15 protein-coding genes are annotated in these 17,740 nt (G+C 72.3%); 11 read left to right on the top strand and 4 right to left on the bottom strand.

The genetic code is table 11. The features are described from left to right. Positions 1 to 132: 132 nt before the first annotated feature. Positions 133 to 2,031, bottom strand: a complete 1,899-nt coding sequence (gene asnB, locus ACZ4YY_RS03475; protein ID WP_468283392.1) for an asparagine synthase (glutamine-hydrolyzing) — start codon at positions 2,029 to 2,031, stop codon at positions 133 to 135. Positions 2,032 to 2,137: 106 nt separating this feature from the next. Further along, on the bottom strand, positions 2,138 to 2,566 hold the full coding sequence (locus ACZ4YY_RS03470) for a DUF6069 family protein (RefSeq protein ID WP_468283390.1): 429 nt from the start codon (positions 2,564 to 2,566) through the stop codon (positions 2,138 to 2,140). A gap of 212 nt (positions 2,567 to 2,778) precedes the next feature. On the opposite strand from ACZ4YY_RS03470, the gene ACZ4YY_RS03465 reads away from it, so the two are divergent. The 3 genes from ACZ4YY_RS03465 to ACZ4YY_RS03455 all read left to right on the top strand — a co-directional run bounded on the left by ACZ4YY_RS03465 (position 2,779) and on the right by ACZ4YY_RS03455 (position 5,472). After that, positions 2,779 to 3,246 carry a MarR family winged helix-turn-helix transcriptional regulator gene (locus ACZ4YY_RS03465; RefSeq protein WP_468284329.1) on the top strand — a complete coding sequence of 156 codons (468 nt, stop codon included), beginning with the start codon at positions 2,779 to 2,781 and terminating at the stop codon, positions 3,244 to 3,246. 304 nt (positions 3,247 to 3,550) lie between these two features. Beyond that, positions 3,551 to 4,474 carry a hypothetical protein gene (locus tag ACZ4YY_RS03460; protein WP_468283388.1) on the top strand — a complete coding sequence of 308 codons (924 nt, stop codon included), beginning with the start codon at positions 3,551 to 3,553 and terminating at the stop codon, positions 4,472 to 4,474. Next, positions 4,471 to 5,472: a beta-ketoacyl-ACP synthase III gene (locus tag ACZ4YY_RS03455; RefSeq protein ID WP_468283386.1), complete on the top strand. Its 1,002-nt coding sequence runs from the start codon at positions 4,471 to 4,473 to the stop codon at positions 5,470 to 5,472. Before ACZ4YY_RS03460 ends, ACZ4YY_RS03455 begins: the two co-directional genes overlap by 4 nt. A gap of 550 nt (positions 5,473 to 6,022) precedes the next feature. Here ACZ4YY_RS03455 and ACZ4YY_RS03450 read toward each other — a convergent pair. Next, positions 6,023 to 7,060 carry an SPFH domain-containing protein gene (locus ACZ4YY_RS03450; protein WP_468283384.1) on the bottom strand — a complete coding sequence of 346 codons (1,038 nt, stop codon included), beginning with the start codon at positions 7,058 to 7,060 and terminating at the stop codon, positions 6,023 to 6,025. A gap of 4 nt (positions 7,061 to 7,064) precedes the next feature. Continuing rightward, a complete protein-coding gene (locus tag ACZ4YY_RS03445) occupies positions 7,065 to 7,496 on the bottom strand; it encodes an NfeD family protein (RefSeq protein ID WP_468283382.1) in 432 nt (143 codons plus the stop codon). Between the two features lie 907 nt (positions 7,497 to 8,403). On the opposite strand from ACZ4YY_RS03445, the gene ACZ4YY_RS03440 reads away from it, so the two are divergent. The 8 genes from ACZ4YY_RS03440 (at position 8,404) to ACZ4YY_RS03405 (ending at position 17,718) form a co-directional block, all read left to right on the top strand. Beyond that, positions 8,404 to 8,514 (top strand): keywimysin-related RiPP, encoded by a 111-nt coding sequence (locus ACZ4YY_RS03440; protein WP_019759430.1) that lies wholly within the window; start codon positions 8,404 to 8,406, stop codon positions 8,512 to 8,514. Positions 8,515 to 8,540: 26 nt separating this feature from the next. Next, the gene (locus tag ACZ4YY_RS03435) at positions 8,541 to 10,391 is read left to right on the top strand and encodes a lasso peptide isopeptide bond-forming cyclase (protein ID WP_468283380.1); all 1,851 of its coding nucleotides are present in this window, start codon (positions 8,541 to 8,543) and stop codon (positions 10,389 to 10,391) included. 46 nt (positions 10,392 to 10,437) lie between these two features. Next, entirely contained in the window at positions 10,438 to 10,692 is a 255-nt protein-coding gene (locus ACZ4YY_RS03430; protein ID WP_468283378.1) for a lasso peptide biosynthesis PqqD family chaperone, read from the top strand. Beyond that, entirely contained in the window at positions 10,689 to 11,126 is a 438-nt protein-coding gene (locus tag ACZ4YY_RS03425) for a lasso peptide biosynthesis B2 protein (protein ID WP_468283376.1), read from the top strand. Before ACZ4YY_RS03430 ends, ACZ4YY_RS03425 begins: the two co-directional genes overlap by 4 nt. Further along, on the top strand, positions 11,123 to 12,991 hold the full coding sequence (locus ACZ4YY_RS03420) for an ABC transporter ATP-binding protein (RefSeq protein WP_468283374.1): 1,869 nt from the start codon (positions 11,123 to 11,125) through the stop codon (positions 12,989 to 12,991). Before ACZ4YY_RS03425 ends, ACZ4YY_RS03420 begins: the two co-directional genes overlap by 4 nt. 704 nt (positions 12,992 to 13,695) lie before the next feature. Beyond that, positions 13,696 to 15,114: a DUF2252 domain-containing protein gene (locus ACZ4YY_RS03415; protein ID WP_468283372.1), complete on the top strand. Its 1,419-nt coding sequence runs from the start codon at positions 13,696 to 13,698 to the stop codon at positions 15,112 to 15,114. A 429-nt stretch (positions 15,115 to 15,543) separates the two neighbouring features. Further along, complete coding sequence (locus ACZ4YY_RS03410) at positions 15,544 to 16,581, top strand: glycoside hydrolase family 5 protein (protein WP_468283370.1); 1,038 nt, start codon at positions 15,544 to 15,546, stop codon at positions 16,579 to 16,581. Between the two features lie 57 nt (positions 16,582 to 16,638). Next, a complete protein-coding gene (locus ACZ4YY_RS03405; RefSeq protein WP_468283368.1) occupies positions 16,639 to 17,718 on the top strand; it encodes a PQQ-dependent sugar dehydrogenase in 1,080 nt (359 codons plus the stop codon). Positions 17,719 to 17,740 lie beyond the last annotated feature (22 nt).

The following is a 17,740-nucleotide window of genomic DNA, read 5'->3' as shown; positions in this document are numbered from 1 at the left end:
CCCGAGGTCCGTGCTCATGGGTCCGGGCTCCCCGTCCTCGCCGGCCGCATTCGCCACCGGGCCGGCCCCGGGCGCCCCCTCCCCCACCGGCCGGTCCCGGCGCCCCCCTCCTCAGGGTCCGGGGCGTCCTCCTCACAGGTCCACGGAGTCTCCGTGGGCCAAGAGCCAGGTGTTGACCTGGAGGGCCATCTCCACGTTCATGCGGTGCAGCCAGTCCCGCGCCTCCGCCTCGCCCTCGGCGCCGATGACATGACGTGCCTTGTCCAGGTCCAGCAGCGGCAGCACCGGCGAGGCCGGGTCGGCCAGGACCTCCGCGAACTCCTGGTGCAGGGCCTTGGTGTACGTGCTGTCCTGGCTGACCGGGAAGGGCGCCTTGGGCCGCTCCAGCACCCGCTCCGGCAGCAGGTCCGCGACGGCCGCCCGCAGCAGGCTCTTCTCCCTGCCGTCGAAGGTCTTCATCGCCCAGGGAATGTTGTACGCGTACTGCACCAGCCGGTGGTCACAGAACGGAACCCGCACCTCCAGCCCGGAGACCATGCTGAGCCGGTCGTTGCGTTCCAGCAGCCGGGGCAGCCAGTGGGTCAGGTGGAGATGGCAGATCTCACGGGCGCGACGCTCCTCGGCGTCCTCCCCGGCCAGCCGGGGGATGCCGGCCATGGCCTGCGTGTACCGCTCCGCGTAGTAGGCGCCCATGTCGAGGCGGGCCTTGAAGGCGGGGGCCAGCAGCCCCTGTCCCAGCCCCTCGCGGGTGCCCGGGTGCCACTGCTCGAAGGCGACCCAGGGGAACTGCTCCTCGTACGCCAGGTCGGGAATGTGCACCCAGCTGTAGCCGCCGAAGATCTCGTCGGCGCTCTCACCGGTGAGCGCGACCTTGACATGCCGGCGCACGCCCGCGAACGCCTGGTACGTCGAGGTGTCCATGTCCCCGAACGGGGCGGGGACGTCCTGGGCGCGCAGCACGGCGCGGCGCGCGGTCGGGTCGATCAGGTCCGCCGTGCTGAGTTCGATCTCCAGGTGGTCGGCGCCGATGTGCTCGGCGACGGCCCGCGCGTAGGGGGCGTCGGGGGCGCTGCGCACCAGGTCGGGCTGGAAGTTGTCGCTGTAGCCGCTGTAGGTGACGGTGGCGGTGCGGACCCGGCCGCCGTTCTCGTTCGCCAGGGCGCGGGCGGCGAGGGCGGCGACGGTGCTGGAGTCGAGACCGCCGGAGAGCAGCACGCCCAGCGGGACGTCCGAGACCAGCTCGCGGGAGACGCTGCTCTCCAGCAGCTCGCGCACGGTGCGCACGGTGTCCTCGAGGCCGTCCTCGTGCGGGCGGGCCTCCAGCTGCCAGTAGCGGCGCAGCCGCGCGCCGCCCGGGCCCCAGGTCAGCGTGTGGCCGGGCGGCAGGTCGCGGATGTCCCGGTAGACGCTCTCGCCGGGCGCGCGGGCCATCGAGAACAGCACCCGCAGTCCGTCGAGGTCGACCGCCGGGCTCACCCGCGGGTGGGCCAGCAGCGTCTTGGGCTCGGAGCCGAAGACCAGGCCCTCGGAGGTCAGGGCGTAGTAGAGCGGCTTGATGCCGAACCGGTCCCGGGCCAGCAGCAGCGTACGGCGGCGCGGGTCCCAGACGGCGAAGGCGAACATGCCGTCGAGGCGCTCCACGCACCGCTCGCCCCACTCCAGGTAGGCGTGGAGCACCACCTCGGTGTCGCTGCGGGTGACGAAGCGGTGGCCGAGCCCGCTCAGTTCGGAGCGCAGCTCGCGGAAGTTGTAGACCTCCCCGTTGTAGGCGAGGACCGCGGCCGGCTCCTCGCCGGCCTCCGCCGGGTCGGTCCCGGTCCGTCCGTCGGGGCCGACGGTCATGGGCTGGCGGCCACCGCTCAGGTCGATGACCGCCAGCCTGGTGTGGATCAGTGTGGCCCTGCGGTCCGCCCAGACACCGGAGTCGTCCGGGCCCCGGCAGGCCATCGTCCGCGCCATGCCGGCCGCGACCGCGGGCTCCGGGCCGGCCGGTCCGTCCTCGCGGCCGGCCCAGCCTGCGATGCCGCACATAGGGGTCTCCTTCCGTGGCTGATCGGTGCCTGGCTTCCAAGATCTCCCCCGGCACTCGAATCCCCGTGGAGGGGTGCTGGACCGCCCGGGCCGGCCGCGGGCCGCGTCAGGCGGCCCGGGCGTCCCGGCGGAAGGCGGGGACGAGGATCGCGCCCACCGCCAGGTGCAGGAGCACCAGGGTGGCCCGGTTGCCCGCGCCGAGCCCCTCGCCGAACAGCGGCGCGAAGAGCGAGAGGACGAGCACCAGGAGCGCCACGACGGTCCACACGCCGCGGGCGTGGGTGGTCACCCGCTCCAGCACGGCCAGCAGGGCCCAGCCCAGCAGCGAGACGACCGCCGTGCCGATCAGCACGGCCGGGAGGGCGAGTTCGGTGGTCGTGGTGGAGCCGGGGCCGTCCGGCACCCGCAGGTCGATGTCGAGGAGCGAGTGGGCGACGAGCCAGATCAGTGCGCCGACGGCCACGGTGGCCAGGACGGCGAGCGCTCGGGTGCGCACCGGGGTCGCGGTGCGCGCGGCGGTGGGGTGGGTGGACATCCGTGCCTCCTCGGGGGGCTTCGGGGGATGTGTCGGGCACGACCGCATAATTGCCGCGAGCACATGAATGCCTTTCTCACATAAGTGTTGCACACCCGGGAATGCCTTGGACCACTCATGTGCGAGTAGCCTTCCGACGTGTGAGTGCTGAGGACACCGTGCCGAACAGGACAGACCGCGACAGCGCCCCCGGTGGGGGGGACGAACCGCCCGTGGACCAGGGCGTGCTCAACGCCGTGGAGCTGGCGATGATCCGGATCCGGCGTCGCCAGTCGCGGCGCAGCCTGGCCCGGCCCGTCGTGGAGGGCATGGCCGAACCGCTGGACCTGAACACGCTCGCCGTCATCGACGTGCTCGACGAGGGTTCGAGCGAGAGCGAGCGGGACGTCACCGTCGGGTTCGTCGCGGACCGGCTCGCCATCGACCCCTCGCGCGCCAGCCGGATCGTCGCCGACGCGGTGAGGTCCGGCTTCGTGCGGCGGATCGCCTCGCAGGAGGACGGTCGGCGCAGCTGCCTCAGGCTCACCGAGACGGGCCGGGCCGCCGTGGCCGCCGCCCACCGCACCCGCCAGGACTTCTACTCCCGGGTGCTGGCCGACTGGGACGCGCACGAGCAGCGGGAGTTCGCCCGGCTGCTCGACAAGTTCGTGCTCTCCCTGGACGACGCCGACCGGGGCTGACCGGCCGGGGGCCGTGTCACCGTCCACCGCCTTTCGAGTGGGCTTCGAGGCCGCCCCGGAACGCTGATCGCGCCACGAACCCGCTACCGACGGCGCATCAGAGCCCCGCTGCCGTGGGGCGGACGCGCCTTGTCCTGAAGGAGGCGCGACGGTGAGTACGACAGACCGGACCGGGCGGAACCGGCTAGCGGAGGCTACCGCCCCCGCCCGTCCGCCTGCTCGGGCGGTTCGCCCGGCCCCCGCGGCGGCCGCGGACGCGGGGCCCTCCCCCCGCCCGCCCACGGCCATCGGCTGGGCCTACGCCATGGTGATCGTGGCGACGCTCGCCGCGATCGCGAGCAACGTCTTCGAGATCGCCCACCAGGTCGAGACCGGCGCGGCCGGCGCGGCGACCACCGGCGACCTGGCCCTGACCATCGCTTTCTGTGCCCTGTTCGGCTTCTTCGCGGAGATGCTCCGGGCCGGCCGCCAGTGGGGCCGGGTGCTGCTCACGGTGTTCACCTCCCTGGGCCTGCTCTTCACCGGCCTCGGGCTCGCCCGGCTCGGCGGCCGCCCCCTGGTCGGACCGCTCCAGGCGAGCCTCGCCGTGGCCAGTCTGATCCCGTCCGTCGTCGGCCTCGTCCTGCTCTACGTGCCCTCTGTCAACCGGTGGATGGCGAGCGTGCGCGAGGAGGGCCGGACGATCTCGCAACGCCTGCGCAAGGCGGTCCTCACGGCCCATGTGGCGATCTCGGTCGGCTGGCTCGGGCTGGTGACCGGCATGTTCGCCATGTCGGTGGCGGGCGCCACCACGCACGACGCCGAGCAGCAGGCCTCCATGTACCGCACCATGTCGATGCTCGACGAGATCTTCCTCGGCATGACGAGCATGTTCGCGCTCATCACCGGCATCGTCGTGGGCGCCGGCACCAAGTGGCGCCTGCTGCACCGCAGATGGGTGGCGGTGAAGTTCTTCCTGACGATGGGCGTCATGGTGCTCGGCTTCTCCGTGATCCACCAGCTGATCCTGCGGGCCAACGAACTCGTCGACGAGAACGCCCCGGTGCGCGGCGGCGAACTCGACACCGTCGGCTGGGCCATGTCCGGCTCGGCCCTCCTCGCCCTGCTCTGCCTGGTCTTCATGACGGCCGTCTCCACCTACAAGCCCTGGGGCCTCACCGCCCGGGGCCGCCGGAGTTCCGGCGCGAAGACCACCCGTGCGCCTCGAAAGGACGCCCACCAGTCATGACCACCCTCCAGGACATCCAACACCTGCGCCACAGCCGCATCCTGAGCGTCGGCGGCTACCGGCCGGAACGGTCCGTGCCCAACGCCGAGATCGCCGAGCGGACGGGGCTGGACCCCGAGTGGATCGAGAAGCGCTCGGGCATCCGCTCGCGCCGCTACGCCTCCCCCGACGAGACCCTGCCGATGATGGCGACCGCCGCCGCCGAGAAGGCGCTGGCGGCCGCGGGCATCGGCGCCGACCAGCTCGGCACGGTCATCGTGGCCACCATCACCTCCATGGAGCAGATGCCCGCCGTCGCCGTCGAGGTCGCGCACCGGCTGCGCGCGGGTAAGGCCGCCGCGTTCGACGTCTCGGCGGCCTGCGCGGGTTTCTGCCACGCGGTCGCTCTCGCCAGTGACCTGGTGCGCATGGCCCGTTCCGACTACGTCCTGGTGATCGGCGCCGAGCGGATGACGGACATCCTCGACCACTCCGACCGCGACACGGCGTTCCTCTTCGCCGACGGCGCCGGCGCCGTCGTCGTCGGCCCGTCCGACGAGCCGGGCATCGGACCGGTGGTGTGGCACGCCGACGGTTCGCGCAACGCGGCCCTGAAGATGACCGCGCCCTGGCACGACGGGACCGGGGCGCGCCCGCAGGACCGGCCGGCCATCACCATGGCCGGCTGGAAGGTCTTCCGCTGGGCGACCGGCGAGCTCGTCCCCGCGGCCCGGCGGATGCTGGACCTCGCGGGCGTGACCGTGGACCAGCTGGACGCGTTCGTCCCGCACCAGGCCAACATGCTCATCACCGACTTCGTCGTCGAACAGCTCGGCCTGTCCGAACGGACCGCCGTCGCACGGGACATCGTCACCAGCGGCAACACCTCGGCGGCCTCGATCCCGCTGGCCATGGACGAGCTGCTGTCCGCCGGCCGCGCCCCCAGCGGCGGCCTCGCCCTGCTGACCGGCTTCGGCGCCGGCCTGGTCTACGCCGGACAGGTGGTGCGCCTGCCCTGAGCCGGATCCCTCGGCCCCGCGGGGGGGGGGGGGGGGGGGGGGGGGGGGGGGGGGGGGGGGGGGGGGGGGTGGGGGTGGGGGGGGGGGGGGGTGGGGGAGGGGGGGGGGGGGGGGCGGGGGTGGGGGGGGGGGGGGGGAGGGATGGGGGGGGGGGGGGGGGGGGGGGGGGGGGGGGGGGGGGCCCCCCCCCCCCCCCAGGGCCACCCGACACATCAGCGCTCATACGGCGACGGAGCGCGGGGGCGGGCGACGCTCACCAGCCCTGGCGGGAGCGGGCCAGCCACATCGGGGGGCCGTCGAAGGGCTCCCGCGTCCATGTCGAACTGCCGTTCCCCCTGACGAGGGCGGGACCGCCCCTGCCGCATGACCCCGCAGCACGCGGCGGCCCACCCGGGCCGCCGCGTCGATTCACGTGGACCACGGCCGGAGTTCCTCCGACAGGCCTGCGCGGCGCCACCGTCTCCGCCGGACCCGGCGCAGCGCCGTGCTCGGCGCCACCGCCTTCGTCGCCCCGGGCCCGGTCCAGGTCGACCGGTCGGCGTCACCCGCCTCAGCGAGGGGGCTGCGCCGGGAGGGTGTCGGGGGTGGCGCGATCGACCTCGGCCGCGTCGGCGAGGGCCGCGGCGGCGGCTTCCGCGGCCTGAGCCGTGTCGTCGGCGGCCTGGGCGGCCATGTCGTCCGTGGGTTTCTCGCGGGTGGCGGGCGACTGCGGCAGCACCTCGCTGAAGGCGCGGGACACGCCCTGGAGAGCGGAGGTGACCTCGCCGGGGATCACCCAGAAGGTGCTGCCCGCGCCCTGGGCGAGCTGGGGCAGCGTCTGCAGGTACTGCCAGGCGAGCAGTTTGGGATCGGGGTCGTTGCGGTGTACGGCCTGGAACACCTCGTCGATGGCCCGGGACTGGCCCTCGGCCTGGAGGATCGCGGCGGTACGGTTTCCCTCCGCGCGCAGCACGGCGGCCTGCTTGTCGCCTTCCGCGGTGAGAATCTGCGACTGGCGTTGTCCCTCGGCCCCGAGAATCGCGGCCCGCTTGTCCCGCTCGGCCCGCATCTGCTTCTGCATCGCGTCCTTGATGGACTGCGGAGGATCGATGGCCTTGATCTCCACTCGGTTGACCCGCAGTCCCCACTTCCCGGTGGCCTCGTCTAGCACCCCGCGAAGCTGGCTGTTGATGGTGTCCCGTGAGGTGAGCGTTTTTTCCAGGTCCATGGATCCCACGACGTTGCGCAGCGTGGTGACGGTGAGCTGCTCGACCGCCTGAAGGAAGTTCGCGATCTCGTAGAAGGCCGCTCGCGGATCGGTGACCTGGAAATAGAGGACGGTGTCGATCTCGACGACCAGGTTGTCCTCGGTGATGACCGGCTGCGGTTTGAAGGAGACGACCTGTTCGCGCAGGTCGATCACGGGATGAACGCGGTCGATGTACGGGATGACGAGGTTGAGACCAGGGTTCAGGGTCCGGTGGTAGCGGCCGAGTCGCTCGACGTTGCGAGCGCGGGCCTGCGGAACGATACGGACCGCCCGCACCACGGTGAAGACCGCGAACAGCGCGACGATCAGGCCGGCAATCAGGAACGCCGAGGTTTCCATGGTTTCAGTCCCGGGGGTAGACGATCGCGGTGGCGCCGCTGATCTCTATGACGTCGACGGTCTTTCCGGCAGGAATCACGAGCGTCTCGTCATAGGCGCGGGCCGTCCATTCGTCGCCGTCGATGCGGACCCTGCCGCCCAGGCCCGTCACCTCCGAGACGACATAGGCGCCCTTGCCGACCAGGGCGTCCACACCGAACCGTGGAGCGTGGGGCTGGAGCAGGTGGCGCAGGGCGACGGGACGTACGAACAGCACGGTGACCGTGGCGACGGCGGTGAAGACCAGGAACTGGAAAGGCAGCGGCAGCCCCAGCGCCGCGGAACCCGCCGTGACCAACGCGGCCGCGGCCAGCATTCCGAGCGCAGCGGTGAGGGTGAGGATCTCCGCCACGGCCAGCACGGCAGTAATGATCAACCAGATCAGCCAAGGATCCATTGCGTGCCTCTTCTCACCGGTTTGGGCACGGAAGGGCTCTTTGCATCAGTTTTACCCATTGAGAGAAGATCACTCCTCCCGCTGGGCCGATCCGTCACCGCATGACGCCCGATACCGCCCGGTGGCACTCTTCCGATGTACAACGGAGGCGTCCGTGCCACCGTGGCCGGGGTGGCGAGGGGACTGATCCTGCGCAGCGGTCGGGACAAGGGCGAGGCCGCCTCCCCCGCCGAGCGGACCTCCCGTCTGCTGCACCCGGTCTCGGCCGGAGTGGCACACCAAGGCCGCCGTCCTCTTCGGCTCGCGGATCGCCGCGGTCCTCGCGGCGCTGCTGGTCGGGCGACGCATCGGCGTCTACCGCCGCCTGTGGGCAGTGGAGACGCGGGATGACGACGCCGACGGCGTTCCCGACATCGACCAGCGGACCGACTCCGCAGGCGGCAGCGCCGGTGGCGGCGGCTGAGAGGACACCGCTGCGGGCACGGGACCTCGCCGAGGCCGGTCCTTCGTGACCACGGACGCGGAGGATCCGGCGTGGGAGCGACAAGACGGGGAGCACTCCGTGGAGGACAGCGCGCGCCCGGCACTGCCGGCCTCGCGGCCGCCGGCAGGTGTGTGCGGCAAGGCGGGCGATCGACTGCCCGGCAGCATGTCGAAACGATTCTTTGAGCATGCGGCGCACCACCACCGCCCCGTCGATGCGGCAGCGCGACCACCCGTGAGGAGAGGGGCGCACAACCCAGGCGAGGCGGATTGTGCACATCATCTGACCTTTGTTGATGTTCTTGCCCTGGTCTCACGATCCGCAGCTAGCTAGGTGCTGCGGCCACTTCCCGGCCCGGGTTCCCGAAGAGCCCGGACCGTCGGTCAAGGGAAGCGGTCGGGAAACCCCATGTGAGGAGTAGTCATGAAGAAGGCATACGAGGCACCGACGCTCGTCCGGCTCGGCAGCTTCCGGAAGGAGACCGGGCTCCTCGGGCGCTCCGGCAACGACCGGCTGATCCTGAGCAAGAACTGACGGGCGACGGTTCCTGACCCGACGTCATGACTGAACAGCACGAGAGTGCGGGGACGGGCCCCGGCGACGCGCACTTCGCGGTCTTCACCGACCATGCGGAGGCGGCCGCCGTGGCCCGCTCCTTCACCCGCCCCGGAGTCCGGACGCTCGCGCACGCGTCGGGCCGGCCCTGGCTGGTCGGCCACTGGCACGACGACGAGGTCGTCGCGGCTCACGCCGGCGGCGCCTCCCTCGCCGTGGTCGGCTGCTGCCCTGTCGACGCCGACGCACTGCGGCGCCGGGCCGCACGGGTGCGTGATCTCGCCGAACTCGACTCACTGGCTCACTCCCTGCCCGGAAGCTTCCATCTCGTCGGCGCCCTCGACGGACGGATCAGAGTGCAGGGAACCGCCTCCGGACTGCGGCTCGTCTTCCACGCGCAGATCGACAACGTGCGGGTGGCCGCGACCCGGGCCGACACGCTCGCCACCGTCCTCGGCCTCGACCCCGACGCGCGGGAACTGGCCGTGAGACTGCTGTGGCCGGCCCCGTATCCGCTGTTCGAGACCTCGATGTGGCGGGGGATCACCGCCGTTCCTCCGCAGGACGCCCTGGTCGTCGCCGCGGACGGGCGCACCCCACGGCACACCCGGTGGTGGACACCGCCGGAGCCGGTCCGGCCGCTCGCCGAAGCGGCGCCGCTGGTCCGCACGGCACTGGAGGAGGCCGTCGACGCACGTACCCGTCAGGGCGGCGTGGTGAGCTGCGACCTGTCCGGCGGCCTGGACTCGACCTCCGTCTGTTTCCTGGCCGACCGCTCCCCCGCCCACGTGGTGGCCGGCACATGGCCCGGACGCGATCCGGCGGACACCGACCTGCGCTGGGCCGAGCGGGCGATCGGACACCTCCCGGACGTCGAGCACCTCGTCTGGGACGCCGAGGCCTCGCCGCTGGTCTACGAGGACCTGCTCGGCATCGACGACCTCCTCGACGAACCCACCATCGGCGTCATGGACCGCTCCCGGGTCCTGCACCACCTGCCCGGCCTCGCCGCACGCGGCAGCCGGGTGCACCTGACCGGCATCGGCGGCGATCACGTGGCATGGTGCTCCGAGGCGTACTACCACCGGCTGCTGCGTACCCGCCCGCTGTTCGCCCTGCGTCAGATGCGCGGGTTCCGGGCGTTGTGGCAGTGGCCGCTCGGCGGCACGGTCCGCGCCCTCGCCGACTCGCGGCCGTACGGGAAGTGGCTCGCCGACGCCGCCCGCCACCTGCGTGACCCCTCGCCCGCGCCCGTCGCGACGGGTCTCGGCTGGGGCATGGCCCCGCGGCTGTTCGACTGGGTGACTCCGGAGGCCGAACGGATGGCCCGCCGCGCGCTCCTCGATGCCGCGGCGACGGTCTCACCGCTGCATCCGGACCGTGGACTGCACTCGGACCTCGAGCAGATCCGCTCGTGCACCCGCGTCATCCGGCAGTGGGACGGGATGGCGGCGCGCACCGGCCTGCCGATGGCCTCCCCCTTCCTCGACGACCGCGTGATCGAGGCGTGTCTCGCCGTACGCCCGAGCGAACGCGTCTCGCCCTGGCGGTACAAGCCCGTCCTGAGCACAGCCCTGCGCGGGATCGTGCCCGAGGAGTGCCTGCGGCGCAGCACCAAGGCCACGGCCTCCATGGACGCCGCCAACGGACTGCGCGAACACCGCGCCGACCTGCTGGCCCTGTGGGAGGACTCGCGGCTGGCGGAACTGGGCCTGGTGGACGGCGCCGAGCTCCGCCGCCTCGCCCTGCGGCCCGCCTCCCGCGGGCTCTCCGAGGCCGTCCTGTACTCCACGATCGCCGCAGAGGTGTGGCTGCGGGGACTCGCCCACGGCCGTACCCGTGTCCCCCAACCCTGACCGCACCGACCCTCAGTCACGTCAGACACGTCAGAAAGGTCCCCACATGCCCCTGCGGTTCGGCGACAACGTCTCCACGGCCGAGACCGACTACGGAACCGTGCTGCTGGACGAACGGGGCGGCTCCTACTGGGAGTTGAACCCGACGGCCACGCTGGTGGTGCGGACACTGCTGGACGGGGGCGAGGAGGTGGACGCGGCCGCCGCCCTGGTCAGGGAGTTCGACATCGACCAGGCGCAGGCCCTGCGGGACGTCGAGACCCTCGTGCGGGAGCTTCGCAGCTCGGGGCTCGCCTCATGACGACGCCCAGCGCGCTCGAGCGACCCGGTGCCGTGCCCCTGTCCCGGCGCCTGGCCGCCCGCCTCGTCCTGCTCCCCGCCGTCGCCCTCGCGCTGCTGCCGCCCCGCCGCATCCGCAGCGTCCTCGGTGTTCTGCGGCGCGGCGCCGCGCCCGCCACCACGGCGCAGGCCCGGAACGCGCGCGACGCCCTGTGCGCCGTCAGTCTGCACTGCGCCGGGCCCAAGGGGTGTCTGCCGCGCTCCCTGGGGGCGGCGCTGCTGTGCCGGCTCGGCGGAACGTGGCCGACCTGGTGCACCGGCGTACGCGTCGTCCCGCCGTTCACCGCGCATGCCTGGATCGAGGCGGAAGGCCGTCCCGTCGGCGAGGATGTGCCGACGGGCTACTTCGCCCCGCTGGTGGTCGTCGGCCCGCGGTCACCGTCGACGGACCGATGACCAGCGCGACGGTCCCGTGCGGCGGCCGGGCCGAGGCCGCCGAGGGCAGCAGGTCCACCCGGGCGGCGGTGGCCACGATGTACCGGCTCACCGCCGGGCACCGGGGCGCCGTCGCCGTCGCCACGGTACTGACCCTCCTGGGCTCCGCGCTGGGCCTGGCCCAGCCACTGGTCGCCAAGGACGTCGTGGACGCGACCGGCCGCGGACAGGTCGTCTGGCCGTTGCTGGTCCTGCTCGGCGTGCTGTTCCTCGTCGAGGCGGCGGCCGGAGCCGCGGGGCGCTACCTCCTGGAGCGGATGGGCGAAGGAGTCGTACGGCAGCTGCGTCACGGGCTGGTGGGACGGTTGCTGCGGCTGGAGATGAGGGAGTACGACCTGCACCGGGGCGGCGACCTCATCTCCCGGGTGACGACCGACACCACCTTGCTGCGGGAGGTCGTGTCGCAGGCCCTGGTGGATCTGGTGACGGGAAGCCTCGTCGCCGTCGGGGCGATCGCCCTCATGGCCTGGCTCGACCCCGTGCTGCTGCTCCTGGTCGCCCTCACCGTGGCGGCTGCGGCCGTGGTCGTCGCCTCGCTGCTCACGGGCATCAGGTGCGCGTCCGAACACATGCAGAACTCGGTCGGTGCCCTCGCCGCCGACCTGGAACGCGCCCTGGGTTCCCTGCCGATGGTCCGTGTGCACCGCGCCGAGGAACGCGAGGCGGCCGGCATCGGTGCCCGCGTCGATGCCGCCTACGGCGCGGGGGTACGCACCGCGAAGCTCGCCTCCGTCATGAGCACCGCCGTCGAACTCGCCGTCCAGGGCTCGTTCCTCATCGTTCTCGTCGTCGGCGGTCTGCGCGTGAGCGGCGACGCCGGCTCCCTCGGCGACCTCGTCGCCTTCCTGTTGTACGCCTCGTACCTCGTTCTGCCGCTGTCCTCCGTCTTCCGCGCCGTGGGGCTCGTCCAACGCGGCATGGGCGCCTACCAGCGCATCGACGAGGCGCTCCGTCTGACGGTCGAGCCCACCGCAGCCCGGATGCCGAGGGACCGCGCACCCACGGCGCGGCCGGCCGGGCCGTCGCCCACCCGCGAGCACCCCGCCCTCGCCCTGTACGACGTCCACTTCTCCTACGATCCGCGGCGGCCGGTGCTGCGTGGCGTCTCGTTCACCGTGCCCCACCGGCGGTACGTGGCACTGGTGGGCCGGTCCGGAGCCGGCAAGAGCACGGTGTTCGCCCTGGTGGCGCGGTTCTACGAGCCGGATGCGGGCACCGTGTTCTTCGACGGGCGGCCCGCGGCCGAACTCACCCGTGCGGCATGCCGGCGCGGCATCGCCGTCGTCGACCAGAACACACACGTCATCCACGGCACCCTGCGCGACAACATCGCCTACGCCGTACCCGACGCCACCGAAGCGGATGTCCGGCGCGTCATCGAACTGGCCAGGCTCGAAGACGTCGTCGACCGGTTGCCCGGCGGCCTGTCCGCCGTCATCGGCGAACGTGGCAGCACCCTCTCCGGCGGCGAGCGCCAGCGCGTCGCCCTCGCCCGCGCGCTGCTGGCCCGCCCCTCGCTGCTGTTGCTGGACGAGCCCACCTCCCACCTCGACGCGATCAACGAAGCGGCCCTCACCACCGTCATGAAGGACGTCGCCCAGGAGTGCGCCCTGCTGGTCATCGCCCACCGCCTGTCCACCGTGCAGCACGCGGACCACATCGTGGTGCTGCAGGACGGCCGCACCGCCGCCGGCGGACGCCACGAGGAGCTGCTCTCGGGCAGTGCCCTCTACCGCGAACTGGCGGCGGGCCAGATGCTCCGGCCGGGTGTGGAGCCGGGGCGTGACAGTCCTGGGCGGACGCGCGGTGGCAGCGCGCTGTCCTGACGGCCTCGGCGGCATCGCACCGGCATCTCACGGACGGGGGCCGTCCCGCCGGCGGGACGGCCCCCGTCCTGCCCGCCGCCTGCGCGGGGGGTCGGCCGCGCGAGAGGGTCGAGCCGCTCGGCAGCGCGGTCGGCGCCGGGGCGCCCGGGCTCGGAGGGGGCGGCACGGATCCGCGTGCCGGCCGCCGCTGGAGCGTCCGGTTCGTCACCGGTCCCCCGGCCCGTGGCCGTCTACAGGGCGATGACCTGCCACTCCTGGTTGGTTCCGCCGGTGCTGGGCCACCGGATGACCTTGGCGCCGTACCTTGGATGTATTGATGGTCAGGGAGGTGCTCCTGGCCAGAGGATGGCGTGGAAACCCCCGGACCGGACAGCTCAGACGGTCGACCAGGAGGAAGAGGATCCGGCAAACATCGGATGTCCACCCTTGACGCGATCAGGTCGCCCTCCCTGCCGTCCTGCCGAGGGACCGCACCCGGACGAACCCTCCCGGGGCGCGCGGGCGCCTCGGATCCCCGCGCCGACGCCCGATGCCGACCCCGTCCGGGGCAGCGTCGACGGGGGTTTTCGGCGGCAGCACTCGGCTCGCCGTGCTCCCCCTGCGGGGATACGTTGAGGCGAGGGGCTTGTGAGCGTGCCGCCCCTCCGGCACGAGCCCGGCGCGGCCGCCCCGCGCCGAGGTGATCTTCCCCGGGAGCCGTCGCCATGACCGAGAAGCATCCGGACGGAGACGGGATGCGGCACCGCACCCCGCAGGAGCGGGCCGCGCTCGGCAAGGCGGCACGGGCCGCCGTACCCCGGTCCAGCCACGCCGAGTTCGCGCCCGGACCGAAGCGGCCGGACCCGCTGGAGATCATCGAGAAGCAGTCGGCGACACGGCTGCCGGAGCTCGTGCCGATCCGCTACGGACGGATGTCCGAGTCGCCGTTCCGGTTCTACCGGGGGGCAGCCGCCCTCATGGCGTCGGACCTCGCAAAGACGCCGAGGACGGGTCTGCGGGTCCAACTGTGCGGTGACGCGCACATGTTGAACTTCCGGCTGCTGGCCTCGCCCGAGCGTCGCCTCATGTTCGACATCAACGACTTCGACGAGACGCTGCCGGGGCCCTGGGAGTGGGACGTCAAGCGTCTGGCCGCCAGCCTCGCCATCGCCGGCCGCGCCAACGGCTTCAGCACCAAGGAGCGGGCCGCGATCGTACGGGCCACCGTGCAGTCGTACCGCGAGACCGTGCGCGGCTTCGCCGGGGCCGGCAACCTGGCCGTCTGGTACGCCCAGTTCGACGAGGGGTGGGTGAGGGACCGGTTCGGGGCTGACCTGTCCGCGCGGGGCCGCGAACGCTGGGGGCGGGCCGCGACCAGGGCGCGCGCGCACGACGCCGTACACGCTTTCGACAAGCTCACCCGGGTCGTCGACGGCAGGCGCCGCATCACCCCCGACCCACCGCTCGTCACCCCTCTGGAGGATCTGCTTCCGGACGATCGGCGCGGCCGGCTCGAGGAGCAGATCGGTCGGCTGATCGAGCGTTACGGCAGCACTCTTCAGACGGACCGGCGCTTCCTGCTGGAGCAGTACCGGGTCGTCGACATGGCGCGCAAGGTCGTCGGGGTCGGCAGCGTCGGCACCCGCTGCTGGATCGTGCTCCTGCTGGGGCGGGACGACGAGGACCCGCTGTTCCTCCAGGCCAAGGAGGCCGACGAGTCGGTGCTGGCGCCCCACGTCGGAGCCACAGCGTGTGCGACGCAGGGCGAGCGGGTCGTCTCCGGGCAGCGGTTGATGCAGGCCACCAGCGACATCTTCCTGGGCTGGGAGCGTGTCGAGGGGCTCGACGGCGAACAACGGGATTTTTACGTACGGCAGTTGTGGGACTGGAAGGGCGTCGCGGTGGCCGAGGACATGGTGCCGCGGGGCATGCGGACCTTCGGCGCCCTCTGCGGTGCGACGCTGGCCCGCGCCCACGCCAGGTCCGGCGACCGCATCGCCATCGCCGCCTACCTGGGCGGCGGGGACGCCTTCGACCGGGCACTGGTGACGTTCGCCGAGCGCTACGCCGACCAGAACGAACGGGACCACCGGGCACTGGTGGACGCCGTCGACGCCGGAAAGCTGCCGGCCGAGGTCGCCTGATCACCGCCTCCGGCTGTCCCCGCCTCCACCTGAGCGCCGTCTGCGTGCCGCCCTGTGGAGCGCTGCCCGCGCGCGGGGTCGGGTGGCGACACCGCGGTCACCGACCCCCTCGGCGCCCAAGAGGCGGCGACACCGCGGTCACCGCCCCCTCGGCGCCGAGGAGGCCGCGCGACCGCCGTCACCCACCGCGCGGACGGCGCACTCGAGCCGGGGTGGATCTGCCGGCGGCGGCGCTTCGGTCGGAGATCACGGCGGGGGCCGGGGGCCACGGTCCGTACCAGCGTCCCGAAGACGCGAGGACGGGCGCCCGTGCCCCAAGGGAGTGAAAAACCCCGCCCCGCGGACGAGGCGCGTCGGCGCCGCGTCACATATGAAGCTCTTTTCGTCAAATGTGCTGTGCAGCATCCTCTCGACCAACCGGAGGCACTGGTGCGCTCACTCGATTCCACAGGCCGTTGGGCCGCCCGAAGTCTGGCTCTGGCCGCGACGCTCGGCATGCTGTCCGCGACCACGGCGCACGGACAGGAGAACGGGCCGGCGGCCACCAAGGCCGTCACCCCGGTCCAGAAGTACGGCAAGATCCGCGTCTGCGGTACCTTCCTGTGCTCCGCGTCCGGGAGGCCGATCCAGCTGCGGGGCATGAGCTCGCACGGCACGCAGTGGTACGCGCACTGTCTGACCGGCCCCGCGCTGGACGCCCTCGCCCACGACTGGAAGGCGGGCGTTCTGCGTGTCTCGACGTACGCCCGCGAGGGCGGCTACGCGTCCGATCCGCAGAAGTTCACCGAACTGGCGAGCCGACTGGTCGACATGGCGACCGCCCGGGGCATGTACGTCATCGTCGACTGGCACACGATCCACCCGGGCGACCCGCACGAGGACCTCGACAACGCGCTCACGTTCTTCAAGAAGATCGCCGAACGCCACAAGAACAAGACCAACGTGATCTACGAGATCGCCAACGAACCCCACCACGTCCCGTGGGCGACCATCAAGCGGTACGCCGAGAAGGTCATTCCGGTGATCCGCTCCCGCGTGCCCGACAGCGTGATCCTCGTCCCCACACCCGCCTGGGCCACGTTCGGTGTGGCGCTGCACACCGACGAGCGGGAGGTCGTCGCGAATCCCGTCCGTGCGAAGAACGTGATGTACACCTTCCACTTCTACGCTCCGGTGGCGAAGAAGCCGTTCCTGTCGGCCCTGGAGCGCGCCTCGGCCCAGCTCCCGGTCTTCGTCACCGAGTGGGGAACCGCGTCGTGGGCGGGCATGGGCAACGACTTCACCATGGCGCAGAAGTGGGTCGACCTGCTGGCCGAGAAGAAGATCAGCTGGACGAAGTGGAGTCTCTCCGACAGCTACCGCGATCTGTCGGTCTACAAGGAGGGCACGTGCAAGGCCGGCAAGTTCGCCGGCACGGGTGTGCTCAAGCCGTCCGGGGTGTGGGTCCGCGAGCGGATCAGGGGGTGACCCTGCCGTTCCCCACGCGCTCCCCCCCTCGCCACCGCTCCCAGGAGAACCGCGCCCGTGTACGCCTTCACGACCCACCGGGAGGTCACGGTCCGCGCCGTGGCCGCCGTCGCCGTCGCCGCCGGACTGCTGTCTCCGCGGGCGGCGGCCGGCCACCCGGCGCCCGACCCCTCCGCTCCCCCCGCCAAGGTGCCCTCGGCCGTCCGGACCGTCTCGTCGGGATGGAACATCCCCTGGGGACTGAGCTGGCTGCCCGACGGTTCCGCGCTGATCAACGAGCGCGACTCGTACCGGGTCTTCAGACTCACCCCTTCCGGCGAGAAGACCGAGGTCGGGACCGTGCCGTACACGGTGAACGCGAAACCCGAGAGCGGTCTGCGCAGCATCGTCGTGTCACCCGACTTCAGCCGCGACCACTTCGTGTACGTCTACCACGCGACCACGGAGGGCAACCGGATCGCGCGCATGACCTTCGACGGCTCCCGTCTCAGCGGCTACCGGACCCTGGTCAGGGGCATCAAGAAGGGCGGCAAGAACGGCGGCCGCATCAAGTTCGGCCCGGACGGCTACCTGTACGCCACCACCGGTGACGCCTGGACGCCCGCCGACGCGCAGGACAGGAACTCCCTCAACGGCAAGATCCTGCGCATGACCCCGGACGGCGAGCCGGCACCGGGCAACCCCTTCGGCACCCTCGTCTACTCCTACGGCCACCGCAACCCGCAGGGCATCACCTGGGACGCGTGGGGCCGCCTGTGGGAGACCGAGATCGGCGAGAACGCCTACGACGAGGTCAACCTCATCGAACCGGGGAAGAACTACGGCTGGCCGACCTGCGAGGGCGCCTGCTCCGTCGCCGGGATGACCGATCCGGTGCACCAGTGGCGTCCCGCCGAAGGAGTGCCGAGCGGCCTCACCTACGCCGACGGCGCCCTGTACATCGCCGCGCTGCGCGGCCGGCGACTGTGGCGCGTCCCCGTCTCCGACACGACCGTCGGGACTCCCGTCCCCTACCTCGTCGACACCTACGGCAGGATGCGGCTCGCCGAGAAGGTGCCGGGCCGGGACAAGCTGTGGATCACGACGGACAAGGCCGGCAAGGACGCGGACCGGGTGCTCGAGGTGGACCTCGGCTGAACACGCCGTCACGCGGTGGCGG

Source organism: Streptomyces sp. NPDC030143 (genome assembly GCF_055573695.1).
Note: the sequence above shows the minus strand (reverse complement) of the source record. Positions and strands in the feature narration are given on the sequence as shown.